This is a genomic window from Pseudomonas sp. A-RE-19 (assembly GCF_019956555.1).
Taxonomy (GTDB): Bacteria; Pseudomonadota; Gammaproteobacteria; order Pseudomonadales; family Pseudomonadaceae; genus Aquipseudomonas.
In genome coordinates, this window is the sequence record NZ_JAHBDQ010000001.1 from 20,851 (window position 1) to 45,886 (window position 25,036).

Below are 25,036 nucleotides of genomic sequence, written 5' to 3' on the forward strand. Positions count from 1 at the left end.
TAGCCTGATCGCTTTTGTGTCTGACCAAGTTGGCTGAGACGACCAGCAAGATCCATATCATATTGCAGCATAGGGATCCGGACAGATGCTGAAACATAACCTCTAGAGCTTGTTTGAAGTGGGGGCTAAAGCCCCCGCTTCAACTTGTAAAGCTACTGACGGCCTATAGAGTAATATTTGATGCCCTTATCCTTAAGCTTTTGAGGACTGTAAAGATTCCTTCCGTCAAATATTATAGGCTCGCGAAGTTGGCTTTTAATTTGATCCAGGTCGGGGGCTTTGAAGGCCTGCCATTCAGTTATGATAATTAAAGCATCGCTTTCTTTTAACGTCTCTTCTTTGGTTCCGCATAGACTCAGGTCTTCACGATTGTTGTAAATTCGCTGAGTTTCTTCCATCGCCTCCGGATCATACGCTCTCACCTTGGCGCCGTTTTTCCAAAGAGCCTCCATCAGTACGCGACTGGGTGCTTCACGCATATCATCCGTATTCGGTTTAAAACTTAAGCCCCAGAGAGCGAATGTTTTTCCTGCAATATTTCCATCATAGTGGTTAAATATTTTCCTGAAAATCACACTCTTCTGCTCATTGTTTCTTGCTTCTACGGATTTCAGAATTACTGCATCAAAGTCCAGTTGCTCAGATGTTTTAATGAGGGCTTGTACATCTTTAGGAAAACAAGATCCACCATAGCCGGATCCTGCATAGATGAAGTGGTAGCCAATTCTTGGATCTGAACCTATACCTTTTCGTACCATTTCGATATCAGCTCCGAGCATTTCTGACAAGTTAGAAATCTCATTCATGAAGCTGATTTTTGTTGCGAGCATGCAGTTGGCTGCATATTTCGTCAGCTCAGCACTGCGAACATCCATGACAATTATTTTTTCGTGATTTCGGTTGAACGGAGCATAAAGGTCACGTATGACTTCTTCTGTGCTAGCCTGCTCCGTTCCGACAATTATCCGATCCGGACGCAAGCAGTCCGATACTGCGGAACCTTCTTTTAAAAATTCTGGATTCGATGCAACGTCAAATGAAAGATCAGTGCGGCCGCGTTGAGAAAGTACGCTCGCAACTCGATCTTTCACTTTATCAGCCGTCCCAACAGGAACGGTAGATTTGTTTATGATAATACAATTTTTTTCAATGTTACTTGCTATCGTTTCAGCAACGGCCAGTACATATTTCAGGTCCGCAGATCCGTCCTCATCAGGGGGCGTGCCTACCGCAATGAATTGAACCTCTCCATGCTTCACTGCTGATGCAGCATCCGTCGTGAATTTCAATCTTCCGGCGGTGTAGTTTTCTTTAACCAAGACCTCCAGTCCAGGCTCATAGATTGGGATAATTCCCTGCTCCAGGTTTCTTACTTTTTGCTCATCTACGTCCACACAAATTACATCGTGTCCAATCTCGGCTAGCACCGCCCCTTGAACAAGGCCTACGTAGCCAATTCCGAATACAGTGACTTTCATGATGATTACCTGCGATACCAATGTTGGTTTTCGGCTCACACCGTCCACTTGAAAACCTAAGAAATCCCAGGTTCCTTAATAGCCTTCACGTTCGGCGGCAAGGATGGCCGATTAGAAAGGGGGCGGCATAAGGCACGCTACCGCCCCAGGATTTTTCGTCATCTTCCTCAGGACGTAGTGTTTCTATGAAATATCGGTTTGATCATGCCTGCTGGCTAATGATCCGGTGCAGCAATAACGATAAGAACTCAAGAACAACAGCAATACCGTCAAAAACCCGAACTTATGACGCAACCAGTTTAATACTCATCAATTTTTATCGGAGGCGTAGGCATAGTGGTAATAGCCATAATCACTGTAGCCATATTTATTGGAGGCTTTTCTCTCCACGCCATTGAAAATCGCACCTTTGATAACAACACCATTCTGCGAGAACCGGCGGACCGTCAACTCGATTTCTTTCGCCGGGTTCAGGCCATAGCGCGTCACAATCAGGTTGGTCCCGGACAAACGCCCGACGATCGCCGCGTCTGTCACCGCCAGTAGTGGCGGCGTATCGAGAATCACCAGATCGTATAGCTCGCTCGCCTGCTCCAATAGCGCGCTGAAATTGGCGTGCATCAGTAACTCGGAAGGATTGGGCGGGATCTGGCCTCGACTGACAAAATCGAAGTTGTCGATTCCGGTCTTATGGATAGCTGTGGTGATGTCGCAGCGTCGGGCCAGGACATCGGAGAGCCCATTGTCTGAAGAAACACCTAGCACTTTGTGCAGATAGCCTTTACGCATGTCGACGTCGACCAACAATACCCGCAGCCCGGTTTGTGCTATCACCACCGCGAGGTTGACCGACACGAAGGTTTTACCCACCTGCGGGCTGGGCCCGGAAATCATCAGGCGGTTATTGTCAGCCTCATGCATGGCGAAGTGCAGGCTTGTACGCAAACTGCGCAATGCCTCGACTGCCAGATCGGTGGGGTGACTGACAGCCAGCAAAGTAGAACCTGCACCGGAACGCCCTCGTCCGCGGGAGACTTTATCGTCTTCGGTTTTCTGCAGAATGCTGTAAGGAATCGACGCGTAGACCGGCAACCCAAGTTGCTCGATGGCTTCCGGACTTTCCAGCCCCCGGTTCAGCGCTTTGCGTACCAGCACCAAGGCCACCGCCAGGAAACCGCCAAGAATCGTGGCTACCAGCACAATCAAGGCTTTTTTCGGTTTGACTGGTTTGAGGAAATTGACGTCCGCAGTGTCGATCAGACGCACGTTACCGACGGTACCCGCACGCATTACATCCAGTTCCTGAGACTTGTTCAGTAACTGGGTATAAATGGCCGTACCGACCTCTACATCCCGGGTAAGGCTCAGCAGTTCTTGCTGGGTAGAGGGAAGACTCTCCACCTTGGACGCCAAACTTTTCTGCTTGCTGCTCAACTCACCGATCTGGCTCAACAATGCGCGGTAGGCGGGATGTTGACGGGTGAACTTGCGGTCCATCTCGGCTTGCTGCAACTTCAATTCGGAGATGCTGGTATCGAGCCCGACAATCTGATCGAGAATGGCTTTGGTTTCGAGCGTGATGTCCACGGACTTTCTGCGAGTCTGGTATTCATTCAAGGCATCTCCGGCTTTTTCCAGGTCCCTCTTGACCACCGGAAGTTGCTCTTTGAGAAATGCCAGACTCTGCGCTGCCTCAGCTGAAGTGCGCTCTACGTTTTGCCGCACATAAATAGCGGCAATTTCATTGAGTATTTTAATAGCTTGGTCCGGGTCTGTGCTTTCCAGCGCTAACCCGATCATGCCCGACTCTTTTCCGCGCTCGACTACATCAAGAGCCTCTTGATAGTCGAGGATACTGGTCAGGCGGGAATTACGGATAATGCGAAAGCGTGTTCCAGGATTGGCGTGCATTTCCTCTATCTGAAACGTAACGCCATTTTGTTCGAAAAGTTGTCCCGCCTGGCTGGCTGCCAATAGGTTGTCGTCTTCGTCCACCAAGGTGTAATGACCACTCTCACCCGCGGTCAGGGTCAACTTTTTGCCCAGTTGCGAGTCGGGAAGATCCAGTTTGAATATCTTCAGCGACTCCCCTCCCCAGGCGAAACTGTTCAACCCCAATAATGGGTCGGCTATTTCACCGGGGTTTTTATTCTGGAATCGACGCGCCAGGAACTCACCGACCACCGGGAAGTACTTCGGTTGTATGACAATATCAAGCTTCAAGTTGTCGACGGTTTTGCCAATCACGGAGCGGGACTGGATCAATTCGATCTCGGTGGCCGAAGGAGACTCCTTGCCCAGCATGCTGCCGATATCCGAGAAGCCCAACAAATCATTCTTCTTCGCTTCAACCTGCAACAGCGCATTCGCTTGGTACACCGGGGTCGCCAGCACCGCGTACGCGGCACCCGCCACCATAAAGGCACCGGTAACCGCGGCTATCAGCCATTTATGGTCGATGAGTGTTCCAAACAGGCCGAGAAGATCAATCTCGTCATTGTCGTCGTCCCGCACGTTGACTACCGGTGCTTGCTGCATAAGTCGTATTCTTTGCCTGTATTACGATTCAAAAGGAGTGGCCATCAGCGCGCCAGGCGCTGTGCCCATGCGAGTACGGCTTCTTCGATCAACGCATAAGCGTGCACAAAAGCAGGTTTGCCTTGGCGGTAGGGGTCGCTGATTTCGCGATCGTCTTGCCATTTGCCCAGCAGCAACACCTTGCCTCGCGCTTCGGGGGCAATGTTGAGCACGCCGCCGACATGCCGCCGCTCCATCACCAGAATCAAGTCCGCCTCGCTGACGGTTTGGGGCGTGAGTTGAATGGCCTGGTGCTCATGGGGCAAATGACCGTGCTCCTTGAGTACAGCGTGTGCCGTCGGCTCGATGGGCTTGCCTACCAAGGCGGCAAGGCCAGCGGAGCTGACCTCGATATCGGAATGGACGAGTGCCCCGCGCAACAGATGCTCCGCGGTGGGACTGCGGCAAATATTGCCGACGCAGACAATCAAAACCCTTTTAAGCAAGATAACATTCCCCGTCTTGTCAACATTGGCGGTGACATAGCACTTGCCGAACATAAGAGCTTTAAACTACGAATGAGTCCGGGTATTTGTAACCCCGGCAACTACAGCTGAGACTTTCAAACAATCAGTGCGTATTTATTACCATGACGTTTGAACAGCCCCCAACTTTTTTTTCAGACAATAAATAACATTTCGCTCTTTAATACTGAAAATAACAGTTAAAGAATTTATCCAGACAATTTCTAACAATTGCCGTTTTCCCGCGACCATTCAATCTAAATTACACCAAAATAGCGAACGGCTAATATATAGTCGTTCCGCTAGTGCATTGCCAGGGCGTCAGACATTCGGTTAGAAGTTGGGTAAAAGATGCCTTGGGCAATAACTTTGTTTACAGCGGGTTGCGTCAGGAGGATGCCATGGAACAACCAGGCATGCTCGCCGGCCAACCGACCGCCCGATCTTTCCTCTGCCTGCGCCTGGCGCGAAACATAGCGTAGAGGCCTTTTCGCTGCCGACTGAGGCTTGCGAACGTTTTATCGAGTGATCGGGCCATTTAGAGCCCGCACTCTCCAGCGTTGCCGGTTCCGACAACATGAGCCGGACCTTTCCTACTGCCATTAGCCATTCCATCTGTCTACTTTCAAGGACGCTTCCATGATTCGTAAATGCCTATTCCCCGCTGCCGGCTATGGGACCCGCTTTTTGCCTGCCACCAAGGCCATGCCGAAGGAGATGCTGCCGATCGTCAACAAGCCGCTGATTCAGTACGCCGTCGAGGAAGCGCGCGATGCCGGTCTGCAACACATGGCCATCGTCACCGGCCGGGGCAAGCGAGCGCTGGAAGATCATTTCGATGTCAGCTTCGAGCTGGAACACCAGATTCGCGGCACCGATAAGGAGCGATTCCTGGAAGGCACTCGAGAGCTGATCGACACCTGCACTTTTTCCTATACCCGTCAGGTGGAAATGAAGGGCCTGGGGCACGCGATTCTCAGCGGCCGGTCGTTGATCGGTGATGAACCCTTCGCCGTGGTGCTGGCCGATGACCTGTGCCTGAACCTTGAGGGTGATGGCGTACTGGCGCAAATGATCAAGCTCTATCAGCAGTTCCGTTGCTCAATCGTGGCCATTCAGGAAGTTCCCCGTGAGCAAACACAGAAGTACGGCGTGATTGCCGGCGAGCTGATTCGCGAGGGTATTTATCGGGTCAACAGCATGGTCGAAAAGCCCCGCCCGGAAGACGCCCCGTCCAATCTGGCCATTATCGGTCGGTACATTCTGACCCCCGATATCTTCGACCTGATCGCCGACACCGAACCTGGCAAGGGTGGTGAAATCCAGATCACTGATGCACTGATGAAACAGGCCCAGAACGGCTGCGTGCTGGCTTACAAGTTCAAGGGCCAACGCTTCGATTGTGGCGGCGCCGAAGGTTACATCGAAGCCACCAACTTCTGTTTTGAGCACCTTCATCAGAACACCTTGTGACAGCGCTGAACCCTGACAAACGTGTGCGTTATCGAATCGATTTTTCGGTCTTTACTACCCTATGGACGAAGCCTCTATGAAGACATTGAGCGGTTTCAAGGCAGATGACAGTCGCCGCCCGTATGGCGCTGACCTTAAAAACAACCTCGCGTACCTCATCGTGCGCGCCTATGCGTCGGAGCTGATCTTTCCCCGCGTGCGGAAACCGCCGGTGCTGCTGGTGGAACGCATCGGCGCCTTCCCCTCCTCCGGGGAGATCCGCCGTCAAGTCAAGGAGGGTCCGGCGCTGTTGGCGAGCATCAAGCGGCACTATGCCGCCGACGCCCTCGACATCGACGAGAACGATGGGCTGAACCTGGTCTTTGCCGACTGGCGTCTGAGCTTGCGTCTTTTGGACGATGGTTGCGTGATTTGCCTGACCGTGGAAAGCCGCGGCGACCGCTCATTAATGCAGCGCAAAACCGCCGAACTGCTTGAGCAAATCGATGCAGGGGGGCCTTTAAATGAACGCGATTGCCGAACACGCTGACAAAGCCTGGTATCTGCTCCAGTGCAAACCCAAGCAAGATGAGCGCGCCGAAGAACATTTGCAGCGCCAGGGTTATGCCTGTTTTCGCTCCACCTACCGGCGTGAGCGCGTTTTGCGCGGCCAGCGCCGGGTGATCAGCGAGTCGCTGTTTCCGGGCTATCTGTTCATTCAACTGAGCCTTCAGGACAGTTGGGGCCCGCTGCGCTCGACCCGTGGCGTTTCGCGCGTCGTCGGGTTTGGCGGCCAGCCACTGCCGATCCGCGATGAGCTGATTGACGAGCTCCAGGAACGGGACAGCCAGGCGATCGTGAAAACGCTTTTGAGGCAGGGAGACACGGTGCGCATCACTGAAGGCCCGTTCTCCGATCTCGAAGCGGTGTTCCTGGCCATGGACGGCGATGAACGGGTGCTGTTGATGATGAACTTCCTGCAGCGTGAACAGCGCATCAGCCTGCCATTGGCAGGGGTTAACAAGCTTTAGATTCCCTTGGCTACCCACACAAAAACGCCGCTCAGTAATAAGCGGCGTTTTTATGTTCGCAGGAAAACCTACGCCCCCTCTGAAAGGTGATTCCAGTCGACCCAACCCAAAAACCACGTCGCCAGGATCAGCAAACCGAACGCGATCCGATACCAGGCAAACGCGGCATAACTATGGTTGACGATGAATTTGAGCAAACCGCGCACGGCAACCATTGCAAAGAAAAACGCGACCACAAAACCCAAGGCAAACACCGGCAAGTCGTCGGCCTGGAACAGGTCGCGGTACTTATAGCCCGAGTACACCGCAGCCCCCACCATCGTCGGCATCGCCAGGAAGAACGAAAACTCGGTCGCGGTCTTGCGCGACAGGCCAAACAGCAAGCCGCCGATAATCGTCGACCCTGAGCGCGAGGTGCCGGGGATCATTGCCAGGCACTGCGCAAAACCGACTTTCAAGGCATCGGTCCAGCGCATCTCGTCAACGTGATCGATAACCACCACATGCTCACGTTGCTCCGCCCACAACATGATGATTCCACCGATCACCAGCGCCACGGCCACAGTAATCGGGTTGAAAAGATACTCATGAATCTTGTCGGCGAACATCACGCCCAAGACAACCGCCGGCAAAAAACCGATCAACAAATTCAGACTGAAACGTTGTGCATTGCGCTGGGTCGGCAAGCCGGTGGTGATCTCCAGAATCTTGCGACGAAACTCCCAGACGACCGCCAGAATAGCCCCCAATTGAATAATGATATTGAACGCCATCGCTCGCTCACCGCCAAAGTCGAGCAAGTCCGCGGCGATAATCTGGTGCCCTGTACTGGAGATCGGCAAAAACTCTGTGAGCCCTTCAACCAACCCTAGAATCGATACTTGTGTGGTGGTCCAGAAGTCCATTAATCCCCCGTTAGTGCCTCTCAACTGAAAGGTCTGTTGATGATGCCGAGCCTCTAAATCCTGATCGCGATTAAACCTGTCGGACCAACGGAGAATTAAAACGCATTATCTGCGCGCTTGAGCCAAACGTTATAAAACGTCCATGTCGCAGCACCAGGTCCGGCCTCCTGCAAATGACCTACGCTCTAACCTGCATGGCCAAAGCCCGAGCACTGCGCCCAGCGGACCGGAAGAACATACCGTGGATAATTTCGACAGCATCGCCAATTTCGCCGCCGCCCTGGGCATCGGCTTATGGGTCGGGCTGGAGCGCGAGCGCAGGAAAGGCGAAGGCAAGGAACGCAGTTTTGCCGGCCTGCGCACGTTCGCCATTACCTCATTGCTGGGCTATGTCGCCATGCTATTGGGTGGGGAGCTATTGTTTGCCATCACACTGCTTGGCGTGACCGCGCTGGTGGCCGCGGCCTATTTCAGGACCCGGAGCCGAGACCGTGGCTTGACCACCGAGATCGCCTTGCTACTGGTCCTGATGCTGGGTGGACTGTGCTCATACGACCCGACCCTGGCCATTGCCTTCGGCGTCGTCCTGTCCCTGCTGCTCACCTATCGCCAAAGCCTGCATCGTTTTGTCCGCACGCAGCTGTCCGAGCGCGAGATCCGTGATGGCCTGATCCTGGCCACCGCCGCACTGGTCATCATGCCACTGGTGCCGGACCGTTTTATCGGCCCGTTCGCGGCGATCAATTTGCGCACGGTCTGGACCCTGACGGTCTTGATAATGGCGATCGGCGCTGCCGGGCATGTCGCCATGCGTCTGGTCGGTACACGTTATGGACTTGCCATTACCGGCATCGCTTCGGGCTTCGCATCCAGCACTGCAACCATCGCGGTCATGGGCAGTCGTGTTCGCGCAGAGCCGGCGCTCATGTTGCCGGCCAGTACCGCCGCGATTTTGTCCTCGCTCGCAACCCCGGTTCAAATGAGCATCGTCCTGGGCGCCGTCAGCCTTCCGACGCTTGAGTTGATGTGGCTGCCCCTCTCCCTGGGGTTTGCGACGACCCTGATCTATGCTTTGGTATTCGTTTATCTGGGCAGAAATACCAAGAGCAACCCGGCCACTGATGTCGGTGGCGCTTTTAACATCAAGCTGGCGCTGTTGGTCGCGGTGAGTATTGCGGGCATCTCGTTATTATCGGCTGCACTCTTGGCCTGGCTCGGTCCGCGAGGCGTGTTTATTGCGACCGTTCTGGGTGGTTTTGCCGATGCTCACGCGGCTTCGGCCTCTGCCGCCTCATTGGTCGCGTCCGGCCAGCTACCGGCGGCCAGCGCAGTTTTACCGATTGTCGCGGCCATGAGTACCAATGCCTGCACTAAGTGTTTCGTCGCCTGGACCAGCGGTGGAGCGCAATTTTCCAGGCATGTGATACCGGGCCAGATACTGCTGCTGTGCGCACTCTGGGGCGGCGCATTCATTCATGGATGAAGCGCTGAGCGACCTGATTGCAGAGGGACGCCTGAGAATGAAATTGTTTTACAGGACTGATACTTGTGTGTGACCTATCTATCGATGCCACTCATCGTCGGGTCATTGACGTTTTGACGTCGGGCGCGCGCAATGTCTCCCCCAAAATGATCGCCCAAGAGAACACTCCAAATGGCAAAGATCATAGTACTCGCCGGTGACTTCCCGCAGGGCGACGGGGAATATCACCTTGGAACCATCACCCTCAAAACGTCCCTCAAACCGCGGCTTGGAAAAAGTCTCTCGGTCTCGGAATTTAAAGATCTGACCGTCCAGAACACCGATTCGAACAAGAATATAAAGACTGCCATAGGCTTGGGTATCGCGGGCGCCATGTTGCTCGGTCCCGTTGGCGCCATCGCCGGCTACCTACTCGCTGGCAATAACACCGAGGTGACATTTATGGCGACACTAAAGGACGGTGGAAAGCTGCTTGCGGCGACCGATAGTGATACCTATCGGGATATCTCGGCGCGCGCCCTCAAAAAAAACCGCCCCGGCCGCCGAGCCCCCCTTTCCAGGTCACTTGGCAGCGGATCCATTCTTTGATCCGCTTGCCCGGTGACTGTGAACATGTTGCAGGGCTCTCGATACAGAACAGGCTCCGTGGCGAGTTACTTATTCGCATATTTCGCGCCGTGCGGATCGTTAAGTTTCACCTGCATCAGTTCCCATTCACGTTCAATGATCGAGTAAGGGATAAAGATACTGACCCTCTGAGCCCCCTTTAACCCGGGGTGAAAACTCACATCATTAAGGGTGGTGGAGAAAAAGCCGACATTGATACCGACAATGCTGCCGTCATTGGCGATAACGGGGCCACCCGACATCCCCTTGATCATCGGGGCATCATGGATGGCATAGCGTTCGCCGCTGCCTTCATCACTATTGATGAAAGGCGCGGGATATATCTTGCCTTGCCCGCTGACAGTCGTCATATACGGGCTCGTCCCCGCGGCAGTGATGTGCTCACCCATGCGTGGGGCGCGCCATGACGGATAGTGACCGTTGGCCTTGTGCTGGATGAAGACGAGATCACAGCCGGTACTGCAGCTGTATATCACGTTGGGTATGAGCGGGGTGTGGCGGGTAGTGACGGCATAGTCTTCGTTCCATTGCACGGCCGAGGCCGTGTACAGATAAGGCAAAGGAAAGCCCGAGAAGACGGAAAAATATGAATCGTTGGTAGGCCCCGACAAGTCGGGCTTAACCATACCGTTGCATCCTGCAAGAACAGCTCCTATAAAAAAGCAGGCCATGAATTTAATCATGATGGATCACCGACTTATTAGGAGAATTGAGTTTTTGTTGTGGGCGAATCTTTAGTTGTCAGGTTCTTGTGGCCTCCTTGGGGTTGGGTTGGTTATTTATGGCTGAAGTTTTTAATAATGGGTATGAACGAATTGCGCTAAGTCCTAGTGCTTTTAGACCCATATAAAAAAGTGAAATATTTGGCGCCTGAAAAATGACATCAGGCTAAGTAAACAATAGAAATGGAAGTTCCAATAGTGCAAATAAAGCTCAGTAAAACAGGCACTTTGAGTCTTTCAAATCACTTCGGCATGCCTCGGTAACGCAATGGAGATCAGTGCTGCGAAAATAACAAATGTGCTGGATATCCATAAACAGGCCCCCAGCCCGAAAGCCTGATAAATCCAGCCAGAGAGCACGGTACCGATCAGCCGCCCCATGGCGTTGGACATGTAGTAGAAGCCCACATCCAACGATACGCCATCTTCCTTGGCGTAGGAGACGATCAGGTAGCTGTGCAGCGAGGAGTTCACCGCGAACAACGCACCAAAGACCATCAATCCGCCTAGCAGCACCACCTGTTGCGACAACCCGGTGTTCAGCCCCAGAGCAATTGCCGCGGGCAGGCCTGCCAGCGCAAGCGCCCACAGAAACGCTGCGCGACCATCAGGGACATGTCCTCGCTGCTTGCCGGTGATTCGCGGCGCGAACGATTGCACGATGCCATAGCCGATCACCCAGGTCGCCAGGAATCCACCGACCTTCCAGAAATCCCAGCCAAAGACGCTACTCAGGTAAACGGGCAAGGCCACCACAAACCAGACATCGCGTGCGCCGAACAGGAACATTCGGGCCGCGGACAGAATGTTGATGGCGCGGCTCTTGGACAGGATGTCGCGAAACCTGGGCTTGGCCTTCGCCTTGCCCAGATCCTTTTTCAACAGAATCAAGCTGCTGACCCAGATCAATGCCAGAACACCTGCCATGGACAGCAATGCCCCTTTGAACCCGATCAGGGCGAGCAATGCCCCGCCGAGAAAGAAACCAACACCTTTAAGTGCATTCTTCGAACCGGTAAGCAGTGCTATCCATCGATAAAGCGTGCCTTGCTGCCCATCAGGCACTAACAATTTGATCGAGCTTTTGGCGCTCATCTTGTTCAGGTCTTTGGCGATCCCCGACAACGCCTGAGCGCCCATCACCCAGGGGATTGTCAGCCAGGCCACTGGCACCGTCAGCATCAACAGCGCCACAACCTGCATCCCCAGCCCGATGTTCATGGTTCGGTTCAGGCCCAGCCGAGCGCCGAGATAACCGCCCACCAGGTTGGTGATCACGCCAAAAAGTTCGTAGAACAGAAACAACGCCGCGATTTGCAACGGGCTGTAGCCCAACCCGTGAAAGTGCAGCACCACCAACATGCGCAAGGCACCGTCAGTGAGGGTGAAGGTCCAGTAATTGCCCGTCACGAGCAAGTACTGCCGCACTGGCGGAGCGAGGGCTGACAACGCTTTCATCACCGCTCCTTAAACGGCCAGGCCGACCATTCTGGCCAGTTCGACGGTGCGGTTCGCATAAGCCCATTCGTTGTCGTACCAGGCATAGATTTTGACCTGGGTGCCGTTGATGACCATGGTCGACAGCGCATCGATGATCGATGAGCGCGGGTCGGTTCGGTAGTCGATGGACACCAGCGGACGCTCCTCGAAACCGAGGATGTCTTTCAGCTCGTTTTCAGCAGCCGATTTAAGGAGTTGATTCACCTCTTCGACAGTGGTGACGCGCTCGACTTCAAAAACACAGTCCGTCAGCGAAGCGTTGGCCAACGGTACACGCACGGCGTGGCCATTCAGACGCCCGCGCAGCTCCGGGAAGATTTCGGCAATGGCGGTGGCCGAGCCGGTACTGGTTGGAATCAGGCTCATGCCCGACGCACGGGCACGGCGCAGATCCTTGTGGGGCTGGTCGAGGATGCTTTGGGTGTTGGTCAAGTCGTGAATAGTGGTGATCGAACCGTGGCGAATGCCCAGTTTCTCGTGGATCACTTTGACCACCGGCGCCAGACAGTTGGTGGTGCACGACGCGGCAGTGACGATGCGATGTTCCGCCGGGTTGAACAGCTGATGGTTGACGCCCATGACGATGTTCAGCGCGCCCGTCTCCTTCACCGGGGCGCTGACCACCACGCGTTTCACACCCTGGTCGAGGTAAGCCTGAAGCACCGCGACGGTCTTCATCTTGCCGCTGGCTTCAATCACCAGATCGCAGCCCGACCAGTCGGTGTCGGCAATCGCCTTGTTGGCCGTCACCTTGATCCGTTTGCCGTCGATGATGATGCTGTTGCCCTCGGAATCGGCCTGGTGATTCCAACGGCCATGCACCGAGTCAAAGTTCAGCAGGTGCGCATGGGTCGCCGCGTCACCGGCCGGATCGTTGATCTGCACAAATTCAAACGCTGGCCAGCTCCAGGCTGCGCGCAGAGCGAGGCGACCGATCCGGCCAAAACCGTTAATGCCCACTTTGATAGTCATGTTTTCCCCCTTCAAATGGAGCGCTGATTGACACGTTTCATCGTGCATGGTCATTGTCCTGCGCAATAGCGCTCTTGGAATCATCGAACCGGACAGCAGGCGGCTGCCCGTTCAGGGCGGTCACCCATGTCTTCAAGGCGTTTGGCATCGGGGCTCAACCAATGCTGGTTGGCTTCTAACGCGACAGTCAGAACCTGATGCACCCAATCCGGAAGCGTGGGGTGCAGTCGGTAGTAAACCCATTGGCCTTGTCGACGGTCCGACAGCAATCCGCACGTGCGTAACTGCGCCAGGTGGCGGGAAACCTTGGGCTGACTCTCGTTCAACGCACAGGTCAGCTCGCAGACGCACAGCTCTCCCTCACGGGCGATGAGCAGCATCATGCGGACCCGGTTGTCGTCAGCCAGGCATTTAAAAACAGTGGTCGGCGTCAGAGGGTCAGCCATTTCGGTTCTCGGCGTTAGGTTTCACGCATCAAAGGCGCGCGAATGAACACGGGCTTTTGGGACATAGGGAACCCGCCCATATGCGAATTTCCGAATATATGTTTTCCCGCATGTACGGTAAAGCGGTAAATGTAGCGACTCTGCATCCAACCAGCGCGGACCAAGGAAGATCAGCAAAAGAATTTCGTATACCCTATCGCTATCTCACTCCAAACGACCGCCGCCGTGAACCTACCCAAACTCAACGCTCCCGACCTTGGCAATACGCCGTCGACCTCGGAAATCATCACCCGTCATCTGCGGGACGCGATTGTCGCCGGGCATTTCGCCGAAGATGAGCCGATTCGCCAGGACGACATTGCCCGCCAGTTCAACGTCAGCAAGATTCCGGTGCGCGAGGCCCTCAAGCGGCTGGAGGCCGAAGGGCTGGTGATGTTCCAGCGCAATCGCGGGGCGATGGTCACGCGGGTTTCCGATGCGGAACTGGCGCAGATGTTCGAAGTGCGGATGTTGCTGGAGGACAAAATACTGCGCCTGGCCATTCCCAACATGACCGAAGAAACCTTCGCCCGTGCCGAGCGCATCTGTCAGGAGTTCATTGGCGAGGACGACGTGGGCCGCTGGGCCGAGCTCAATTGGGAGCTGCACGCCTGTCTATACGAACCGGCGCAACGGCCGTTTCTGGTCAGCCTGATTCGTTCGGTCAACGACAAGCTGGAGCGCTACCTGCGCATGCAGATGAGCCTGTCGGCCGGCAAGGATCGGGCTGATCACGAGCACCGTGAGATCATCAAAGCCTGTCGTGCCGGGAATGTGGATCTGGCGGTGAAGCTGCTGGACGAGCACATTGCCGGGGTCTGCAAAACCCTGTTCGAGCACCTGCCTCACGCGCACTAGGATGCTGTGCTGATTTCGTCACTGGCACAGGATAAATCCATCAAGCCGGCACCCCGCTGCACAGGCCACTCTTTCGTTCACTCATCTGAACGGACGTGGCCTTCCCATGAAACGCATCACCGTGATCGACTCCCACACCGGCGGCGAACCGACCCGCTTGGTGACCGCCGGCTTCCCCGACCTGGGCACCGGCAGCATGGCTGAACGCCGCAAGCTGCTCGCCGAACATCACGATCAATGGCGCGCCGCCTGTGTGCTGGAACCTCGTGGCAGCGACGTGCTGGTGGGCGCCCTGCTCTGCGAGCCCGTCGACCCGAGCGCCTGTGCCGGGGTGATTTTCTTCAACAACACCGGTTACCTGGGCATGTGCGGCCACGGCACTATTGGCCTGGTGGCGTCGTTGGCGCATCTGGGCAAGATCAGCCCTGGCGTGCATCGCATCGAGACGCCGGTGGGTACGGTGCAGGCGACCCTGCACGAAGATCATTCGGTGAGCGTGCGCAATGTACCGGCCTACCGTTACCGCAAGGCGCTGGTGTTGCAGGTGCCAGATGTCGGTCAGGTGGTCGGCGATATCGCCTGGGGCGGCAACTGGTTTTTCCTGATCGCCGAGCATGGCCTGCGGGTGGCTGGCGACAATCTCGAAGCGCTGACCGCTTATACCTACGCCGTGCAGCAGGCGCTGGAAACCCAGGGTATTCGTGGCGAAGACGGCGGGCTGATCGACCATGTCGAGCTGTTCGCCGATGATGATCATGCCGACAGCCGCAACTTTGTCCTCTGCCCCGGCAGGGCCTATGACCGCTCACCGTGCGGCACTGGCACCAGTGCCAAACTGGCGTGCCTGGCCGCGGACGACAAATTGCAACCGGGGCAGATCTGGCGCCAGGCCAGTGTCATCGGCAGCGAGTTCGAAGGCTCTTATGAATGGCAGGGCGAGCGCGTTGTGCCGACCATTCGCGGTCGTGCCTTCATCAGCGCCGAAGCCAGTTTGATCATCGAACAGGACGACCCGTTCGCCTGGGGCATTCGTCCGTGAACGAGGGCCTTGTGGCCGATGTGATCGTGATCGGCGCCGGCATCATCGGCGCCGCCTGTGCCCAGGCGTTGGCCCGTCGCGGCTTGCAGGTGCTGGTGCTGGACGCCGGCCTGCACGGTGCGACGGCGGCGGGAATGGGCCATCTGCTGGTGCTCGACGACAACCCGGCCGAGCTGGCCCTGAGTCAATATTCCCTGCAACGCTGGCGCGAATTGGCGCCGGACCTGCCCGACGGCTGCGCCTACCGCAACAATGGCACGCTGTGGCTGGCGGCCAACGCCGAGGAAATGGCGGTCGCCCATGGCAAATACTTGAACCTGCAAGCCCAGGGCGTGGCGTGCGAGTTGATTAGTGCCAGTGCTTTGCACCAGCGTGAACCGGAACTGCGCGAAGGTCTGGAAGGCGGTTTGTTGATCAATGGCGACGGCATTCTTTATGCGCCGGCAACGGCCAGCTGGATGCTCGACACGCCGAACATCCGTCAACGCCGGGCGCGGGTCAGCGCGGTCGATGGCAACCGCGTATGCCTCGATGACGGCCATTGGTTGAGTGCCGAAGCGGTGGTGTTGGCCAACGGTATTCAGGCCAGTGAACTGTGCCCGGAGTTGCCCATCGAGCCGAAAAAAGGTCACCTGCTGATTACCGACCGCTACCCCCGCACCGTCACCCACACCCTGGTGGAACTGGGTTACGTCACCAGCGCTCACAACGCCACGGGGCCATCGACCGCCTGCAATATCCAGCCGCGCCCCACCGGGCAATTGTTCATCGGTGCCTCGCGACAATTCGGTACCACCGACCCACAAGTCGAAGGCTGGATGCTGGCGAAAATGCTCAAGCGCGCCGCCGAGTACATGCCGGGGCTGGCCCGACTCAACGGCATCCGCGCCTGGACCGGCTTTCGCGCCGCCAGCCCCGATGGCCTGCCACTGGTGGGCCAACATCCGCAGCGTCAGGGCTTGTGGCTGGCCGTCGGTCACGAAGGGTTGGGCGTCACCACGGCCCCCGGCACGGCCGACTTGCTGGTGGCGCAACTGTTCAACGAATCCCCGCCACTGACCGCACAACCCTATCTGCCCCAGCGTTTCCTCGGAGAACCTGCCTATGCCTGAATTGCTGCTGGACGGCCGCGCCTTGAAGGTGGCCGAGGGCACCAGCGTCGCCGCTGCCTTGGCGTTAGGCAGTGACGGCTGCACGCGCACGTCGGTCAGTGGCCACCGTCGCGCACCGCTGTGCGGCATGGGCATCTGCCAGGAATGCCGGGTGACCATCGACGGCCGCCGACGCCTGGCCTGCCAGACCCTGTGCCGGGACGGCATGCAGGTGGAGACACGCCCATGAACGAATACGCCGATCTGCTGATCATCGGTGCCGGCCCCGCTGGCATGGCCGCCGCCCTTGCTGCCGCACCCGGCGGCGCACGCATCGTCATGCTCGACGACAATCCGCTGCCGGGCGGGCAAATCTGGCGTGACGGCCCTCAAGCCAACGTGCCTGATCAGGCCCGTCGACTGCGTGAGCGTCTGGCGTCGTGCAGCAACATCCGTCATCACGCCGGTACGCGGGTGATCGCCAGCCCCGGTCCGAAACAACTGTTGGTCGAAGATGATGACGACGGCTGGCTGATCAGTTACGACAAACTGATTCTTTGTACTGGCGCCCGCGAGTTGCTGCTGCCCTTCCCCGGCTGGACATTGCCTGGCGTGACCGGGGCCGGTGGCTTACAAGCGCTGATCAAGGCGGGTGTGCCTGTGCAAGGTGAACGCGTGGTGATCGCCGGCAGCGGCCCGCTATTGCTGGCGAGTGCCGCCACCGCGAAAAAGCATGGCGCGCAGGTACAACGTATCGCCGAGCAAGCCTCGCGCACCGCCGTCGCCGGTTTCGCCGCGCAACTGCCGCGCTGGCCCGCCAAATGGTTGCAATCGTTCAGCTTGTTCGACCGCCGTTACCGCACCGCGACTCATGTGCTGGCCGCCCTTGGCACTGACCGACTGGAAGGCGTGCGCCTGCAACAGCAAGGCAAAATCATCGAACTGGAATGTGATCGGCTGGCCTGTGGTTTCGGTTTGATCCCGAACATTCAATTGGGCCAGGCACTGGGTTATGCCATCGAAGATCAGGCGTTGGCGGTGGATGCCTGGCAAGCCAGCAGCCGTGCCGATCATTATGCGGCAGGCGAATGCACCGGGTTTGGTGGCAGTGAACTGGCGTTGGTCGAAGGTGCAATTGCTGGCCACGCGGCGGTCGGTGACCTTGAAGCGGCACGCCAGTTGTGGCCACGTCGGGCACGCTGGCAGGGTTTCGCCAAGGCACTGAATCAGGCCTTCGCCCTCGACCCGCAGCTCAAATCCCTGGCCCGCCCCGACACCCTGGTCTGTCGCTGCGAAGACGTGCCCTACGCCGCATTGGCCGGGCACACTGACTGGCGCGAAGCCAAGCTGGCCAGCCGCTGCGGCATGGGCGCCTGTCAGGGCCGGGTGTGTGGCGGTGCGGTGCAGCATCTGTTCGGCTGGCAACCTTCAGCGCCCCGCCCACCCTTCAGCCCGGCGCGAATCGAGACCTTGATGTGCCTGGACGACACCCCGCCGACCTGAAACCCCCTCGGGGGTTTCAGCCACGCTGCCGAGCCTCTATGATCCCGGGGTCGCCATCGGACCCCAGCGCCATGTATCCCTCGCTCAGCACCTTCAAACCCTGCGACCTGCCAACGCTGCTCAACAGTCTGCAGCCGATTGCGCCGCTGCTCGATACCCTGGCGGACGTGGTGTTTTTCATCAAGGACCGCGAAGCCCGCTACGCCTTCGTCAACCAGACCCTGGCCCGACGTTGCGGTTTCAAACATCGCGAAGAACTGCTGGGGCTCACCGCCGAAATGGTCTTCCCGGAACGCTTCGGCCCGTTGTACACCGAACAGGATCGACGGGTACTGTCCAGCGGCCGCGAACTGTCCGACCAACTGGAACTGCACTTGTATTACGGTAATCAGCCGATCTGGTGCCTGACCCACAAACTCGCCTTGCAAGATGAACAGGGTCACATCGTGGGCCTGGCCGGAATCTCCCGTGACCTGCAATCGCCGCAGTCCAACCATCCCGCGTTCCAGAAACTCGCCGCCGTGGATGCGCACATCCGCAGCCACTTCGCCCGCGCCATCAGCCTCGCCGAACTGACCGCCATCGCCGGCTATTCCGTGGCGCAACTGGAACGTCACTGCAAACGGGTATTCCAGCTCACCCCACGGCAGATGATTCACAAGGCGCGCCTGGAAGAAGGTTCGCGGCTGTTACTGCACACCGAACTGCCGATCACCGAAATCGCCCTGCGCTGCGGTTACACCGACCACAGTGCGTTTAGCCGGCAGTTTCGGGCGTTGACCAGTCTTTCGCCGAGCCAGTTTCGGGATAATCAGCGTTAGGGAATGTGGTGTTCTTTCGGGTCTCATCGCGAGCAGGCTCGCTCCCACAGGGGATTTGCAGTGAATCCATTTTTTGCGAACGCCGCAGATCCAATGTGGGAGCGAGCCTGCTCGCGATGAGGCCGGTGCAGCCACCATAAGGCTCAGTGTCAGACGGCTAAACAAGCACTGTTTAAACGACACTTCCAGACACTCACCCAGGCTACACATCCTTGCGCCGTTGCCTACGACTACGCCAGAATCCGCCGGCTTGTGCGCCTTGAGGCCGGGTTCTATCGTTTCCGGGTCGCTGACGAATCAGCGATCGGATTTGACCGTCCGAATCAATCAAGGCGCGCCAGCGTCCAAGACCTGTTTCAGGCATGTCTGAAATATCGTGTCGCGGTGGCTGTGCGTGGGACACCTTCGGGTGTGCCGGATTCCTTGATGTCCGGTCGGTCAACCCGCGTACAGCTGCCACCTTGTTCGTTTGACCGCGAACGGCGGTAGCGCCACTCATCAAGGAGCTTCACCATGTTCAAACCAACACCTAACCCGCCGGAAACCGATCCAACCTCCCCCTACGAATCCCTCGATTCCAAAAAACTCAACGAAGCCGCCGACCGCGCCCTCGATCACTACCTCAAACCGCCCATCCCCAAAGACACCCAGCGCAAACCCAGCACCATTTACCACGTCGGTGCGAAGGTCGATAACGAAACCCTGCTGGTCAACGCCTGCGAATCCCTGGCGTCAGCGAGCATGATGCTCAGTGAGTTCGCCGGGTTGATGGACATGCCACATCGCAACGTGATGTTGGGGATTCAATCGGTGGTCATGCTGGGTGAGCTGGCCGTCAACCGAGTGCTGGATAACCTCGATCCACAAGGCTAGCCAGCAAAAGCAAAGTCAAAAGATCGCAGCCTTCGGCAGCTCCTACAGATTCGGTGTTCTCCGCCATACCGCGGTCGAACACAATCCCCCGTAGGAGCTGCCGCAGGCTGCGATCTTTTGATTTTCAGCGGTTTCAAAAATGCCAAAGATGAAAGGAGCGTAGAACCGGTGTTCCTTAAAGGGGCGCCCCGCACAACCATTGCTCCCATCTGTAACACCCGCCATTGCGGACCTCGCCCCTCACGGCATCACTCTGACGCACCGCAACACCTCTACTTCAAGGCCTGATAATAAATTCACGCCCCTACCTGGAAACGGGCACGTTGATTGCTATATTTAATATCGTATACGAAATCCCCAATACGATATCCAACAGCACTTCACATCAACGAGGCCTCTATGAAAAACCCCGCATTTGCCGTAGCCCTCAGCGCTGTTCTCAGTACCTCCTTTATCGCCACCGCCCAGGCCGACAAGCTCGACGACATCATCGGTTCGGGCAAGCTGCGCTGCGCCGTGACCCTGGACTTCCCGCCCATGGGTTTTCGCGATGCGGGCAACAACCCGGCCGGTTTCGACGTGGACTACTGCCATGACCTGGCGAAAATCCTCGGGGTTGAGGCCGAGGTGGTCGAGACGCCATTCCCGGACCGCATTCCGGCGCTGGTCTCCGGGCGGGCCGACGTGATCGTCGCCTCCACCTCCGACACTCTCGAACGAGCGAAGACCGTCGGCCTCACGGTGCCCTACTTCGCCTTCCAGATGGTCGTGCTGACCCGCGATGACACCGGCATCAACAGCTTCGATGACATCAAGGGCAAACCCGTGGGCAACACCAGTGGCACCTATGAAGCCATCGCCCTGGAGAAAGATGTGAAGAACTGGGGCACCGGCACCTTCCGCGCCTATCAGTCGCAGAACGACACCCTGCTGGCCGTCGCCCAGGGCCATATCGACGCCACCGTGGTCACCAACACCGTGGCCGCCGCCACCCTCAAGTCGGGCAAATACAAAAACCTGAAAGTCGCCGGTAACGCGCCGTACGTGATCGACTATGTGTCACTCGGGGCCAAACGCAACGAGTATGGGCTGCTCAACTACCTCAACCTGTTCGTCAACCAGCAGGTGCGTACCGGTCGTTACAAGGAGCTGTTCGTCAAATGGGTCGGCACCGACATTGCGCCGACCAACCTGACCGTGCCACAGGTCTACTACTGAGATGTCCGGCATGCCTAGGCCCACTTCTCTGACCGGTCGCAGCCTGGTCACGGGCGCCGCCCAGGGCGCCCTGCTGTTCGCCGATATGGGCCTGAGTTTCTGGGGCGGGGTCGATCCGTATAGCGGCGAGATCATTGACCGTCACCACCCTCTCAGCGGCGAATACCTGGCCGGCCGCGTGCTGGCCATCCCCAGCGGTCGCGGCTCGTGCACCGGCAGTAGCGTGTTGATGGAACTGATCAGCAACGGTCACGCACCGGCCGCACTGGTGCTGGCCGAGCCCGATGAGATCCTGACCCTGGGCGTGCTCGTGGCACAGACCATTTTCGAGCGTTCCCTGCCGGTGCTGTGCATCGGCCGGGAGGCCTTCGCCGCCCTGCGCGGCAAGGCTTTCGCTCGGGTCGAGGACACAACGCTGAGCCTGTTCGAGCACCTGCCGGGCGATGCCTGGCAGGCACTCGACAGCCCATTGCCGAGCACCGATATCGCCACCGCGATCGAACTCACCGAACACGACCAGGCGCTGCTCAACGGCCAGCATGGCAAGGCCGCGCAGGTGGCCATGCAGATCGTCCTGCGCATGGCCGAACTGCAAGGTGCGCTCAGTCTGGTGGACGTCACCCAGGCGCACATCGACGGCTGCATCTACACGGGACCGGCGAGCCTGCGTTTTGCCCGACAGTTGGTGCAATGGGGCGCCACAGTGCGGGTGCCCACCACCCTCAATTCGATTTCCGTGGACCAGCGCCGCTGGCGCGAGCTGGGCATCGACCCGGCCCTCGGTGAACCGGCCAGTGCCTTGGGCGATGCCTATATGGCGATGGGTGCACAGCTCAGTTTCACCTGCGCGCCCTACCTGCTCGACAGCGCGCCGAAGGCTGGCGAGCAGATCGTCTGGGCCGAATCCAATGCGGTGGTTTACGCCAACAGCGTGCTCGGCGCACACACCTTGAAATACCCGGACTACCTGGACATCTGCATCGCGCTGACCGGTCGCGCACCATTGATCGGTTGCCACCTGGACGCGCAACGCAAGGCCCGACTGCAGATCGAGTTGCCCGCCTTGAGTGAACTGGACGATGCTTTCTACCCGCTGCTCGGTTACCACATCGGCGCACTGGCGGGCAGCCGGATTCCGCTGGTGCGCGGGTTGGAAACCCGCAAGCCAAGCCTGGACGACCTCAAAGCTTTCGGCGCGGCATTTGCCACCACGTCCGCCGCACCACTGTTCCATATCGCCGGGGTAACGCCGGAAGCACTCGACCCGTATCAGGTGTTGGATACGGATAACCCGGTGCCGGTGGAACACATCCTCTTGAAGGACCTGCTGGTCAGCTGGCGCGAACTCAACAGTGCCCGCGACAACCGAGTGGATGTGGTCTCGCTGGGCAATCCGCATTTCTCCCTCGGCGAGTTCGCCCACCTCGCGCGGCTGTGCCTCGGTCGGCACAAACATCCTGACGTGGTCCTCGCCATTACCTGCGGCCGCGCCGTGCTGGAACAGGCTCGCGAAGCCGGGCATATCGCCGTGATCGAAGCGTTCGGCGCCACCCTGGTCACCGATACCTGCTGGTGCATGCTCGGCGAACCGGTGATCCCGCCGGCCGCAAAAACCCTGATGACCAACTCCGGCAAATACGCCCATTACGCACCCGGTCTGGTGGGCCGCAAGGTGCATTTCGCCAGCCTCAAAGAATGCGTCGATGCCGCCTGCAATGCCACCGCCAGCGGGCGCCTGCCGGCGTGGCTACAACCTGCCGCCCTGATGGAGAACCCTGCGCATGTTTGACTACAGCTTCCAATGGCGCTCAGCGCTGCGCGCCCTGCCGGACATGCTCGCCGGTGCCCTGGTCACCTTCGAGACCGCGGCGCTGTCGATGATCTTCGGCGTACTGATTGCCCTGGCCCTGACCGTGATGCGCGAAAGCAAAAAACCGCTGCTGCGCGGCATCGGCAACGGCTGGGTATCGATCGCGCGCAACACCCCGTCGCTGTTCCAGATCTACATCCTCTACTTCGGCCTCGGCTCGCTGGGCATGCACGTCAGCTCATGGTTCGCCCTGCTGGCCGGGATCACCTTCAACAATGCCGGGTACCTGGCGGAGAACTTTCGCGGTGGCCTCAAGGCCGTCCCGGACACGCAAGTGCGCGCCGCACGTTCGCTGGGCATGAGTGCCTTTCAGGCCTATCGCATGATCATCGTCCCGCAGTTGCTGCGGATCGTCTTCTACCCGCTGACCAATCAAATGGTCTGGGCGGTGCTGATGACGTCGCTGGGGGTGATCGTCGGGCTGAACAATGACCTGACCGGCGTGACCCAGGATTACAACGTCAAGACGTTCCGCACCTTCGAGTACTTCGCCATCGCAGCAGCGCTGTATTACCTGATTGCCAAGGCGATCGTCGCGACAGCCCGGCTGATGGCCTGGCGGTTGTTCCGTTACTGAGGAGCTGTGCATGTTCTCCACCGGTTTTTCCTCCAATGACCTGTTGTTCCTGCTCAATGGCGCCTGGGTCACGCTGCAACTGACGTTCTGGTCGATCATCCTCGGCTCCTTGGCCGGTTTGATCTTCGGCCTGCTGCGGGCCTTGTTGCCGCGGGCCAGTCTGCCCCTGGCCTGGGTGCTGGACGTGTTTCGCAGCGTGCCGCTGTTGATCCAGTTCGTGCTGTTCAATTCGCTCAAAAGCATCGTCGGCTTGAACATCAGCGCCTTCAGCGTCGGCTGCATCGTGCTGGGGGTTTACGCCGCCGCGTACTTCACCGAGATCGTGCGCGCAGGTGTGCTTTCGGTGCCGTTCACCCTGCGCCGGGCCAGTCGCTCGCTGGGCCTGAGCTTCCTGCAGGACCTGCGCTGGATCGTCCTGCCGATGGCTACCCGGGTGGCTTTCCCCGGCTGGCTGAACCTGGTGCTCGGCGTGATGAAAGACACCGCGTTGGTGATGTGGATCGGCATCGTCGAACTGCTGCGCGCCTCGCAAACCATCGTCACCCGCATCCAGGAACCGTTGCTGGTGCTGTGCATCGCGGGCCTTATTTACTACGTCATGAGCCTGGTGGTCGCACGCCTGGGCGCTCGTCTGGAAAGAAGGTGGCAAGAAAATGATTGAGATCGACAACGTACATAAATCCTTCGGCGACCTCGCCGTGGTCAAGGGTGTCAGCCTGACGGTGAACAAGGGCGAGGTGGTGTCGATCATCGGCGGCTCGGGCTCCGGCAAATCGACCCTGCTGATGTGCATCAACGGCCTGGAACCGATCCAGAAAGGCAACATCCGCGTCGACGGCGTCGAGGTCCATCACAGCGCCACCGACCTCAATCGCCTGCGGCAGAAAATCGGCATCGTGTTCCAGCAATGGAATGCCTTCCCCCACCTCACCGTGCTGGAAAACGTGATGCTGGCACCGCGCAAAGTCTTGGGCAAAAGCAAGACCGAAGCCGAGGAATTGGCGGTGCAGCAACTGACCCACGTGGGCCTTGCCGACAAGCTCAAGACCTTCCCCGGCAAGTTGTCCGGCGGTCAGCAGCAACGCATGGCCATCGCCCGCGCCTTGGCGATGTCGCCGGATTACATGCTGTTCGACGAAGCCACGTCGGCCCTCGACCCGCAATTGGTCGGCGAGGTATTGGACACCATGCGCATGCTCGCCGAAGACGGCATGACCATGGTGCTGGTGACCCACGAAATCCGCTTTGCCCGCGATGTCTCCGACCGCGTGGCGTTCTTTCGCAATGGCCTGGTGCACGAGATCGGCTCGCCGGATCAGGTGATCGGTAACCCGGTGCATGCGGAAACGGCGGCTTTTCTGAAATCGGTGAAATAGCAACTGACCTCATCGCGAGCAGGCTCGCTCCCACAGTGGCCTGCGTCGGTCACCGATTTTAGGTACACCGCCAAACCCTGTGGGAGCGGGCTTGCCCGCGATGGGGCCCTAACA

At 58.0% G+C, this 25,036-nt stretch carries 25 protein-coding genes; 17 read left to right on the forward strand and 8 right to left on the reverse strand.

The genetic code is table 11. The features are described from left to right. Nucleotides 1-152: 152 nt before the first annotated feature. The 3 genes from KGB14_RS00105 to KGB14_RS00115 all read right to left on the reverse strand — a co-directional run bounded on the left by KGB14_RS00105 (nt 153) and on the right by KGB14_RS00115 (nt 4,555). The gene (locus KGB14_RS00105; protein WP_223483552.1) at nt 153-1,478 is read right to left on the reverse strand and encodes a UDP-glucose dehydrogenase family protein; all 1,326 of its coding nucleotides are present in this window, start codon (nt 1,476-1,478) and stop codon (nt 153-155) included. A 309-nt stretch (nt 1,479-1,787) separates the two neighbouring features. Further along, a complete protein-coding gene (locus KGB14_RS00110) occupies nt 1,788-4,016 on the reverse strand; it encodes a polysaccharide biosynthesis tyrosine autokinase (protein WP_223483553.1) in 2,229 nt (742 codons plus the stop codon). Between the two features lie 44 nt (nt 4,017-4,060). Then, complete coding sequence (locus KGB14_RS00115) at nt 4,061-4,555, reverse strand: low molecular weight protein-tyrosine-phosphatase (protein WP_223483554.1); 495 nt, start codon at nt 4,553-4,555, stop codon at nt 4,061-4,063. Between the two features lie 603 nt (nt 4,556-5,158). Here KGB14_RS00115 and galU point away from each other — a divergent pair. The 3 genes from galU to rfaH all read left to right on the forward strand — a co-directional run bounded on the left by galU (nt 5,159) and on the right by rfaH (nt 7,002). Then, nucleotides 5,159-5,992 carry a UTP--glucose-1-phosphate uridylyltransferase GalU gene (galU, locus tag KGB14_RS00120; protein ID WP_223483555.1) on the forward strand — a complete coding sequence of 278 codons (834 nt, stop codon included), beginning with the start codon at nt 5,159-5,161 and terminating at the stop codon, nt 5,990-5,992. A 76-nt stretch (nt 5,993-6,068) separates the two neighbouring features. Continuing rightward, nucleotides 6,069-6,521: a phosphomannomutase gene (locus KGB14_RS00125; protein WP_223483556.1), complete on the forward strand. Its 453-nt coding sequence runs from the start codon at nt 6,069-6,071 to the stop codon at nt 6,519-6,521. Continuing rightward, on the forward strand, nt 6,496-7,002 hold the full coding sequence (gene rfaH / locus KGB14_RS00130) for a transcription/translation regulatory transformer protein RfaH (RefSeq protein ID WP_223483557.1): 507 nt from the start codon (nt 6,496-6,498) through the stop codon (nt 7,000-7,002). Before KGB14_RS00125 ends, rfaH begins: the two co-directional genes overlap by 26 nt. Nucleotides 7,003-7,070: 68 nt before the next feature. On the opposite strand, the gene KGB14_RS00135 is transcribed toward rfaH, so the two are convergent. Beyond that, on the reverse strand, nt 7,071-7,907 hold the full coding sequence (locus KGB14_RS00135; protein WP_223483558.1) for an undecaprenyl-diphosphate phosphatase: 837 nt from the start codon (nt 7,905-7,907) through the stop codon (nt 7,071-7,073). 241 nt (nt 7,908-8,148) lie between these two features. On the opposite strand from KGB14_RS00135, the gene KGB14_RS00140 reads away from it, so the two are divergent. Further along, nucleotides 8,149-9,390, forward strand: coding sequence for an MgtC/SapB family protein (locus tag KGB14_RS00140; RefSeq protein WP_223483559.1), 1,242 nt, complete (start codon nt 8,149-8,151; stop codon nt 9,388-9,390). A 171-nt stretch (nt 9,391-9,561) separates the two neighbouring features. Continuing rightward, nucleotides 9,562-9,978, forward strand: coding sequence for a hypothetical protein (locus KGB14_RS00145; RefSeq protein WP_223483560.1), 417 nt, complete (start codon nt 9,562-9,564; stop codon nt 9,976-9,978). Between the two features lie 65 nt (nt 9,979-10,043). Here KGB14_RS00145 and KGB14_RS00150 read toward each other — a convergent pair whose 3' ends face one another. The 4 genes from KGB14_RS00150 to KGB14_RS00165 all read right to left on the reverse strand — a co-directional run bounded on the left by KGB14_RS00150 (nt 10,044) and on the right by KGB14_RS00165 (nt 13,657). Then, nucleotides 10,044-10,643: a serine protease gene (locus KGB14_RS00150; RefSeq protein WP_223483710.1), complete on the reverse strand. Its 600-nt coding sequence runs from the start codon at nt 10,641-10,643 to the stop codon at nt 10,044-10,046. A 333-nt stretch (nt 10,644-10,976) separates the two neighbouring features. Next, complete coding sequence (arsJ, locus tag KGB14_RS00155) at nt 10,977-12,197, reverse strand: organoarsenical effux MFS transporter ArsJ (RefSeq protein WP_223483561.1); 1,221 nt, start codon at nt 12,195-12,197, stop codon at nt 10,977-10,979. Nucleotides 12,198-12,206: 9 nt separating this feature from the next. After that, nucleotides 12,207-13,211, reverse strand: coding sequence for an ArsJ-associated glyceraldehyde-3-phosphate dehydrogenase (locus tag KGB14_RS00160; RefSeq protein ID WP_223483562.1), 1,005 nt, complete (start codon nt 13,209-13,211; stop codon nt 12,207-12,209). A gap of 80 nt (nt 13,212-13,291) precedes the next feature. Next, nucleotides 13,292-13,657 carry a metalloregulator ArsR/SmtB family transcription factor gene (locus tag KGB14_RS00165; RefSeq protein WP_223483563.1) on the reverse strand — a complete coding sequence of 122 codons (366 nt, stop codon included), beginning with the start codon at nt 13,655-13,657 and terminating at the stop codon, nt 13,292-13,294. A 225-nt stretch (nt 13,658-13,882) separates the two neighbouring features. Here KGB14_RS00165 and KGB14_RS00170 point away from each other — a divergent pair, with 225 nt between their 5' ends. The 12 genes from KGB14_RS00170 to KGB14_RS00225 all read left to right on the forward strand — a co-directional run bounded on the left by KGB14_RS00170 (nt 13,883) and on the right by KGB14_RS00225 (nt 24,922). Next, entirely contained in the window at nt 13,883-14,554 is a 672-nt protein-coding gene (locus tag KGB14_RS00170; RefSeq protein WP_223483564.1) for a GntR family transcriptional regulator, read from the forward strand. A 106-nt stretch (nt 14,555-14,660) separates the two neighbouring features. After that, nucleotides 14,661-15,593 (forward strand): 4-hydroxyproline epimerase, encoded by a 933-nt coding sequence (locus tag KGB14_RS00175; RefSeq protein ID WP_223483565.1) that lies wholly within the window; start codon nt 14,661-14,663, stop codon nt 15,591-15,593. Beyond that, nucleotides 15,590-16,705, forward strand: coding sequence for an NAD(P)/FAD-dependent oxidoreductase (locus KGB14_RS00180; RefSeq protein ID WP_223483566.1), 1,116 nt, complete (start codon nt 15,590-15,592; stop codon nt 16,703-16,705). The genes KGB14_RS00175 and KGB14_RS00180 overlap by 4 nt, the downstream gene beginning before the upstream one ends. Next, nucleotides 16,698-16,934 (forward strand): (2Fe-2S)-binding protein, encoded by a 237-nt coding sequence (locus tag KGB14_RS00185; RefSeq protein ID WP_223483567.1) that lies wholly within the window; start codon nt 16,698-16,700, stop codon nt 16,932-16,934. Before KGB14_RS00180 ends, KGB14_RS00185 begins: the two co-directional genes overlap by 8 nt. Next, the gene (locus KGB14_RS00190) at nt 16,931-18,187 is read left to right on the forward strand and encodes an FAD/NAD(P)-binding oxidoreductase (protein ID WP_223483568.1); all 1,257 of its coding nucleotides are present in this window, start codon (nt 16,931-16,933) and stop codon (nt 18,185-18,187) included. The genes KGB14_RS00185 and KGB14_RS00190 overlap by 4 nt, the downstream gene beginning before the upstream one ends. 71 nt (nt 18,188-18,258) lie before the next feature. After that, nucleotides 18,259-19,008: an AraC family transcriptional regulator gene (locus KGB14_RS00195; RefSeq protein WP_223483569.1), complete on the forward strand. Its 750-nt coding sequence runs from the start codon at nt 18,259-18,261 to the stop codon at nt 19,006-19,008. 513 nt (nt 19,009-19,521) lie between these two features. Continuing rightward, on the forward strand, nt 19,522-19,881 hold the full coding sequence (locus tag KGB14_RS00200; RefSeq protein ID WP_223483570.1) for a DUF6124 family protein: 360 nt from the start codon (nt 19,522-19,524) through the stop codon (nt 19,879-19,881). Nucleotides 19,882-20,280: 399 nt separating this feature from the next. Next, on the forward strand, nt 20,281-21,099 hold the full coding sequence (locus KGB14_RS00205) for a transporter substrate-binding domain-containing protein (protein WP_223483571.1): 819 nt from the start codon (nt 20,281-20,283) through the stop codon (nt 21,097-21,099). A 10-nt stretch (nt 21,100-21,109) separates the two neighbouring features. Beyond that, nucleotides 21,110-22,888 carry an aconitase X gene (locus KGB14_RS00210; protein ID WP_223483572.1) on the forward strand — a complete coding sequence of 593 codons (1,779 nt, stop codon included), beginning with the start codon at nt 21,110-21,112 and terminating at the stop codon, nt 22,886-22,888. Continuing rightward, nucleotides 22,881-23,546: an amino acid ABC transporter permease gene (locus KGB14_RS00215; protein ID WP_223483573.1), complete on the forward strand. Its 666-nt coding sequence runs from the start codon at nt 22,881-22,883 to the stop codon at nt 23,544-23,546. Before KGB14_RS00210 ends, KGB14_RS00215 begins: the two co-directional genes overlap by 8 nt. A 10-nt stretch (nt 23,547-23,556) precedes the next feature. Then, nucleotides 23,557-24,207 (forward strand): amino acid ABC transporter permease, encoded by a 651-nt coding sequence (locus KGB14_RS00220; RefSeq protein WP_223483574.1) that lies wholly within the window; start codon nt 23,557-23,559, stop codon nt 24,205-24,207. After that, entirely contained in the window at nt 24,200-24,922 is a 723-nt protein-coding gene (locus KGB14_RS00225) for an amino acid ABC transporter ATP-binding protein (protein WP_223483575.1), read from the forward strand. The genes KGB14_RS00220 and KGB14_RS00225 overlap by 8 nt, the downstream gene beginning before the upstream one ends. The last annotated feature ends 114 nt before the right edge of the window (nt 24,923-25,036 follow it).

Excerpts from the sequence above, each read along its gene's own strand:
- KGB14_RS00105 (WP_223483552.1), bottom strand. The coding sequence starts at position 1,478 with ATGAAAGTCACTGTATTCGGAATTGGCTACGTAGGCCTTGTTCAAGGG.
- KGB14_RS00110 (WP_223483553.1), bottom strand. The coding sequence starts at position 4,016 with ATGCAGCAAGCACCGGTAGTCAACGTGCGGGACGACGACAATGACGAG.
- KGB14_RS00115 (WP_223483554.1), bottom strand. The coding sequence starts at position 4,555 with ATGTTCGGCAAGTGCTATGTCACCGCCAATGTTGACAAGACGGGGAAT.
- galU (WP_223483555.1), top strand. The coding sequence starts at position 5,159 with ATGATTCGTAAATGCCTATTCCCCGCTGCCGGCTATGGGACCCGCTTT.
- KGB14_RS00125 (WP_223483556.1), top strand. The coding sequence starts at position 6,069 with ATGAAGACATTGAGCGGTTTCAAGGCAGATGACAGTCGCCGCCCGTAT.
- rfaH (WP_223483557.1), top strand. The coding sequence starts at position 6,496 with ATGAACGCGATTGCCGAACACGCTGACAAAGCCTGGTATCTGCTCCAG.
- KGB14_RS00135 (WP_223483558.1), bottom strand. The coding sequence starts at position 7,907 with ATGGACTTCTGGACCACCACACAAGTATCGATTCTAGGGTTGGTTGAA.
- KGB14_RS00145 (WP_223483560.1), top strand. The coding sequence starts at position 9,562 with ATGGCAAAGATCATAGTACTCGCCGGTGACTTCCCGCAGGGCGACGGG.
- KGB14_RS00150 (WP_223483710.1), bottom strand. The coding sequence starts at position 10,643 with ATGGTTAAGCCCGACTTGTCGGGGCCTACCAACGATTCATATTTTTCC.
- arsJ (WP_223483561.1), bottom strand. The coding sequence starts at position 12,197 with ATGAAAGCGTTGTCAGCCCTCGCTCCGCCAGTGCGGCAGTACTTGCTC.
- KGB14_RS00160 (WP_223483562.1), bottom strand. The coding sequence starts at position 13,211 with ATGACTATCAAAGTGGGCATTAACGGTTTTGGCCGGATCGGTCGCCTC.
- KGB14_RS00165 (WP_223483563.1), bottom strand. The coding sequence starts at position 13,657 with ATGGCTGACCCTCTGACGCCGACCACTGTTTTTAAATGCCTGGCTGAC.
- KGB14_RS00175 (WP_223483565.1), top strand. The coding sequence starts at position 14,661 with ATGAAACGCATCACCGTGATCGACTCCCACACCGGCGGCGAACCGACC.
- KGB14_RS00185 (WP_223483567.1), top strand. The coding sequence starts at position 16,698 with ATGCCTGAATTGCTGCTGGACGGCCGCGCCTTGAAGGTGGCCGAGGGC.
- KGB14_RS00190 (WP_223483568.1), top strand. The coding sequence starts at position 16,931 with ATGAACGAATACGCCGATCTGCTGATCATCGGTGCCGGCCCCGCTGGC.
- KGB14_RS00195 (WP_223483569.1), top strand. The coding sequence starts at position 18,259 with ATGTATCCCTCGCTCAGCACCTTCAAACCCTGCGACCTGCCAACGCTG.
- KGB14_RS00200 (WP_223483570.1), top strand. The coding sequence starts at position 19,522 with ATGTTCAAACCAACACCTAACCCGCCGGAAACCGATCCAACCTCCCCC.
- KGB14_RS00205 (WP_223483571.1), top strand. The coding sequence starts at position 20,281 with ATGAAAAACCCCGCATTTGCCGTAGCCCTCAGCGCTGTTCTCAGTACC.
- KGB14_RS00210 (WP_223483572.1), top strand. The coding sequence starts at position 21,110 with ATGCCTAGGCCCACTTCTCTGACCGGTCGCAGCCTGGTCACGGGCGCC.
- KGB14_RS00215 (WP_223483573.1), top strand. The coding sequence starts at position 22,881 with ATGTTTGACTACAGCTTCCAATGGCGCTCAGCGCTGCGCGCCCTGCCG.
- KGB14_RS00220 (WP_223483574.1), top strand. The coding sequence starts at position 23,557 with ATGTTCTCCACCGGTTTTTCCTCCAATGACCTGTTGTTCCTGCTCAAT.
- KGB14_RS00225 (WP_223483575.1), top strand. The coding sequence starts at position 24,200 with ATGATTGAGATCGACAACGTACATAAATCCTTCGGCGACCTCGCCGTG.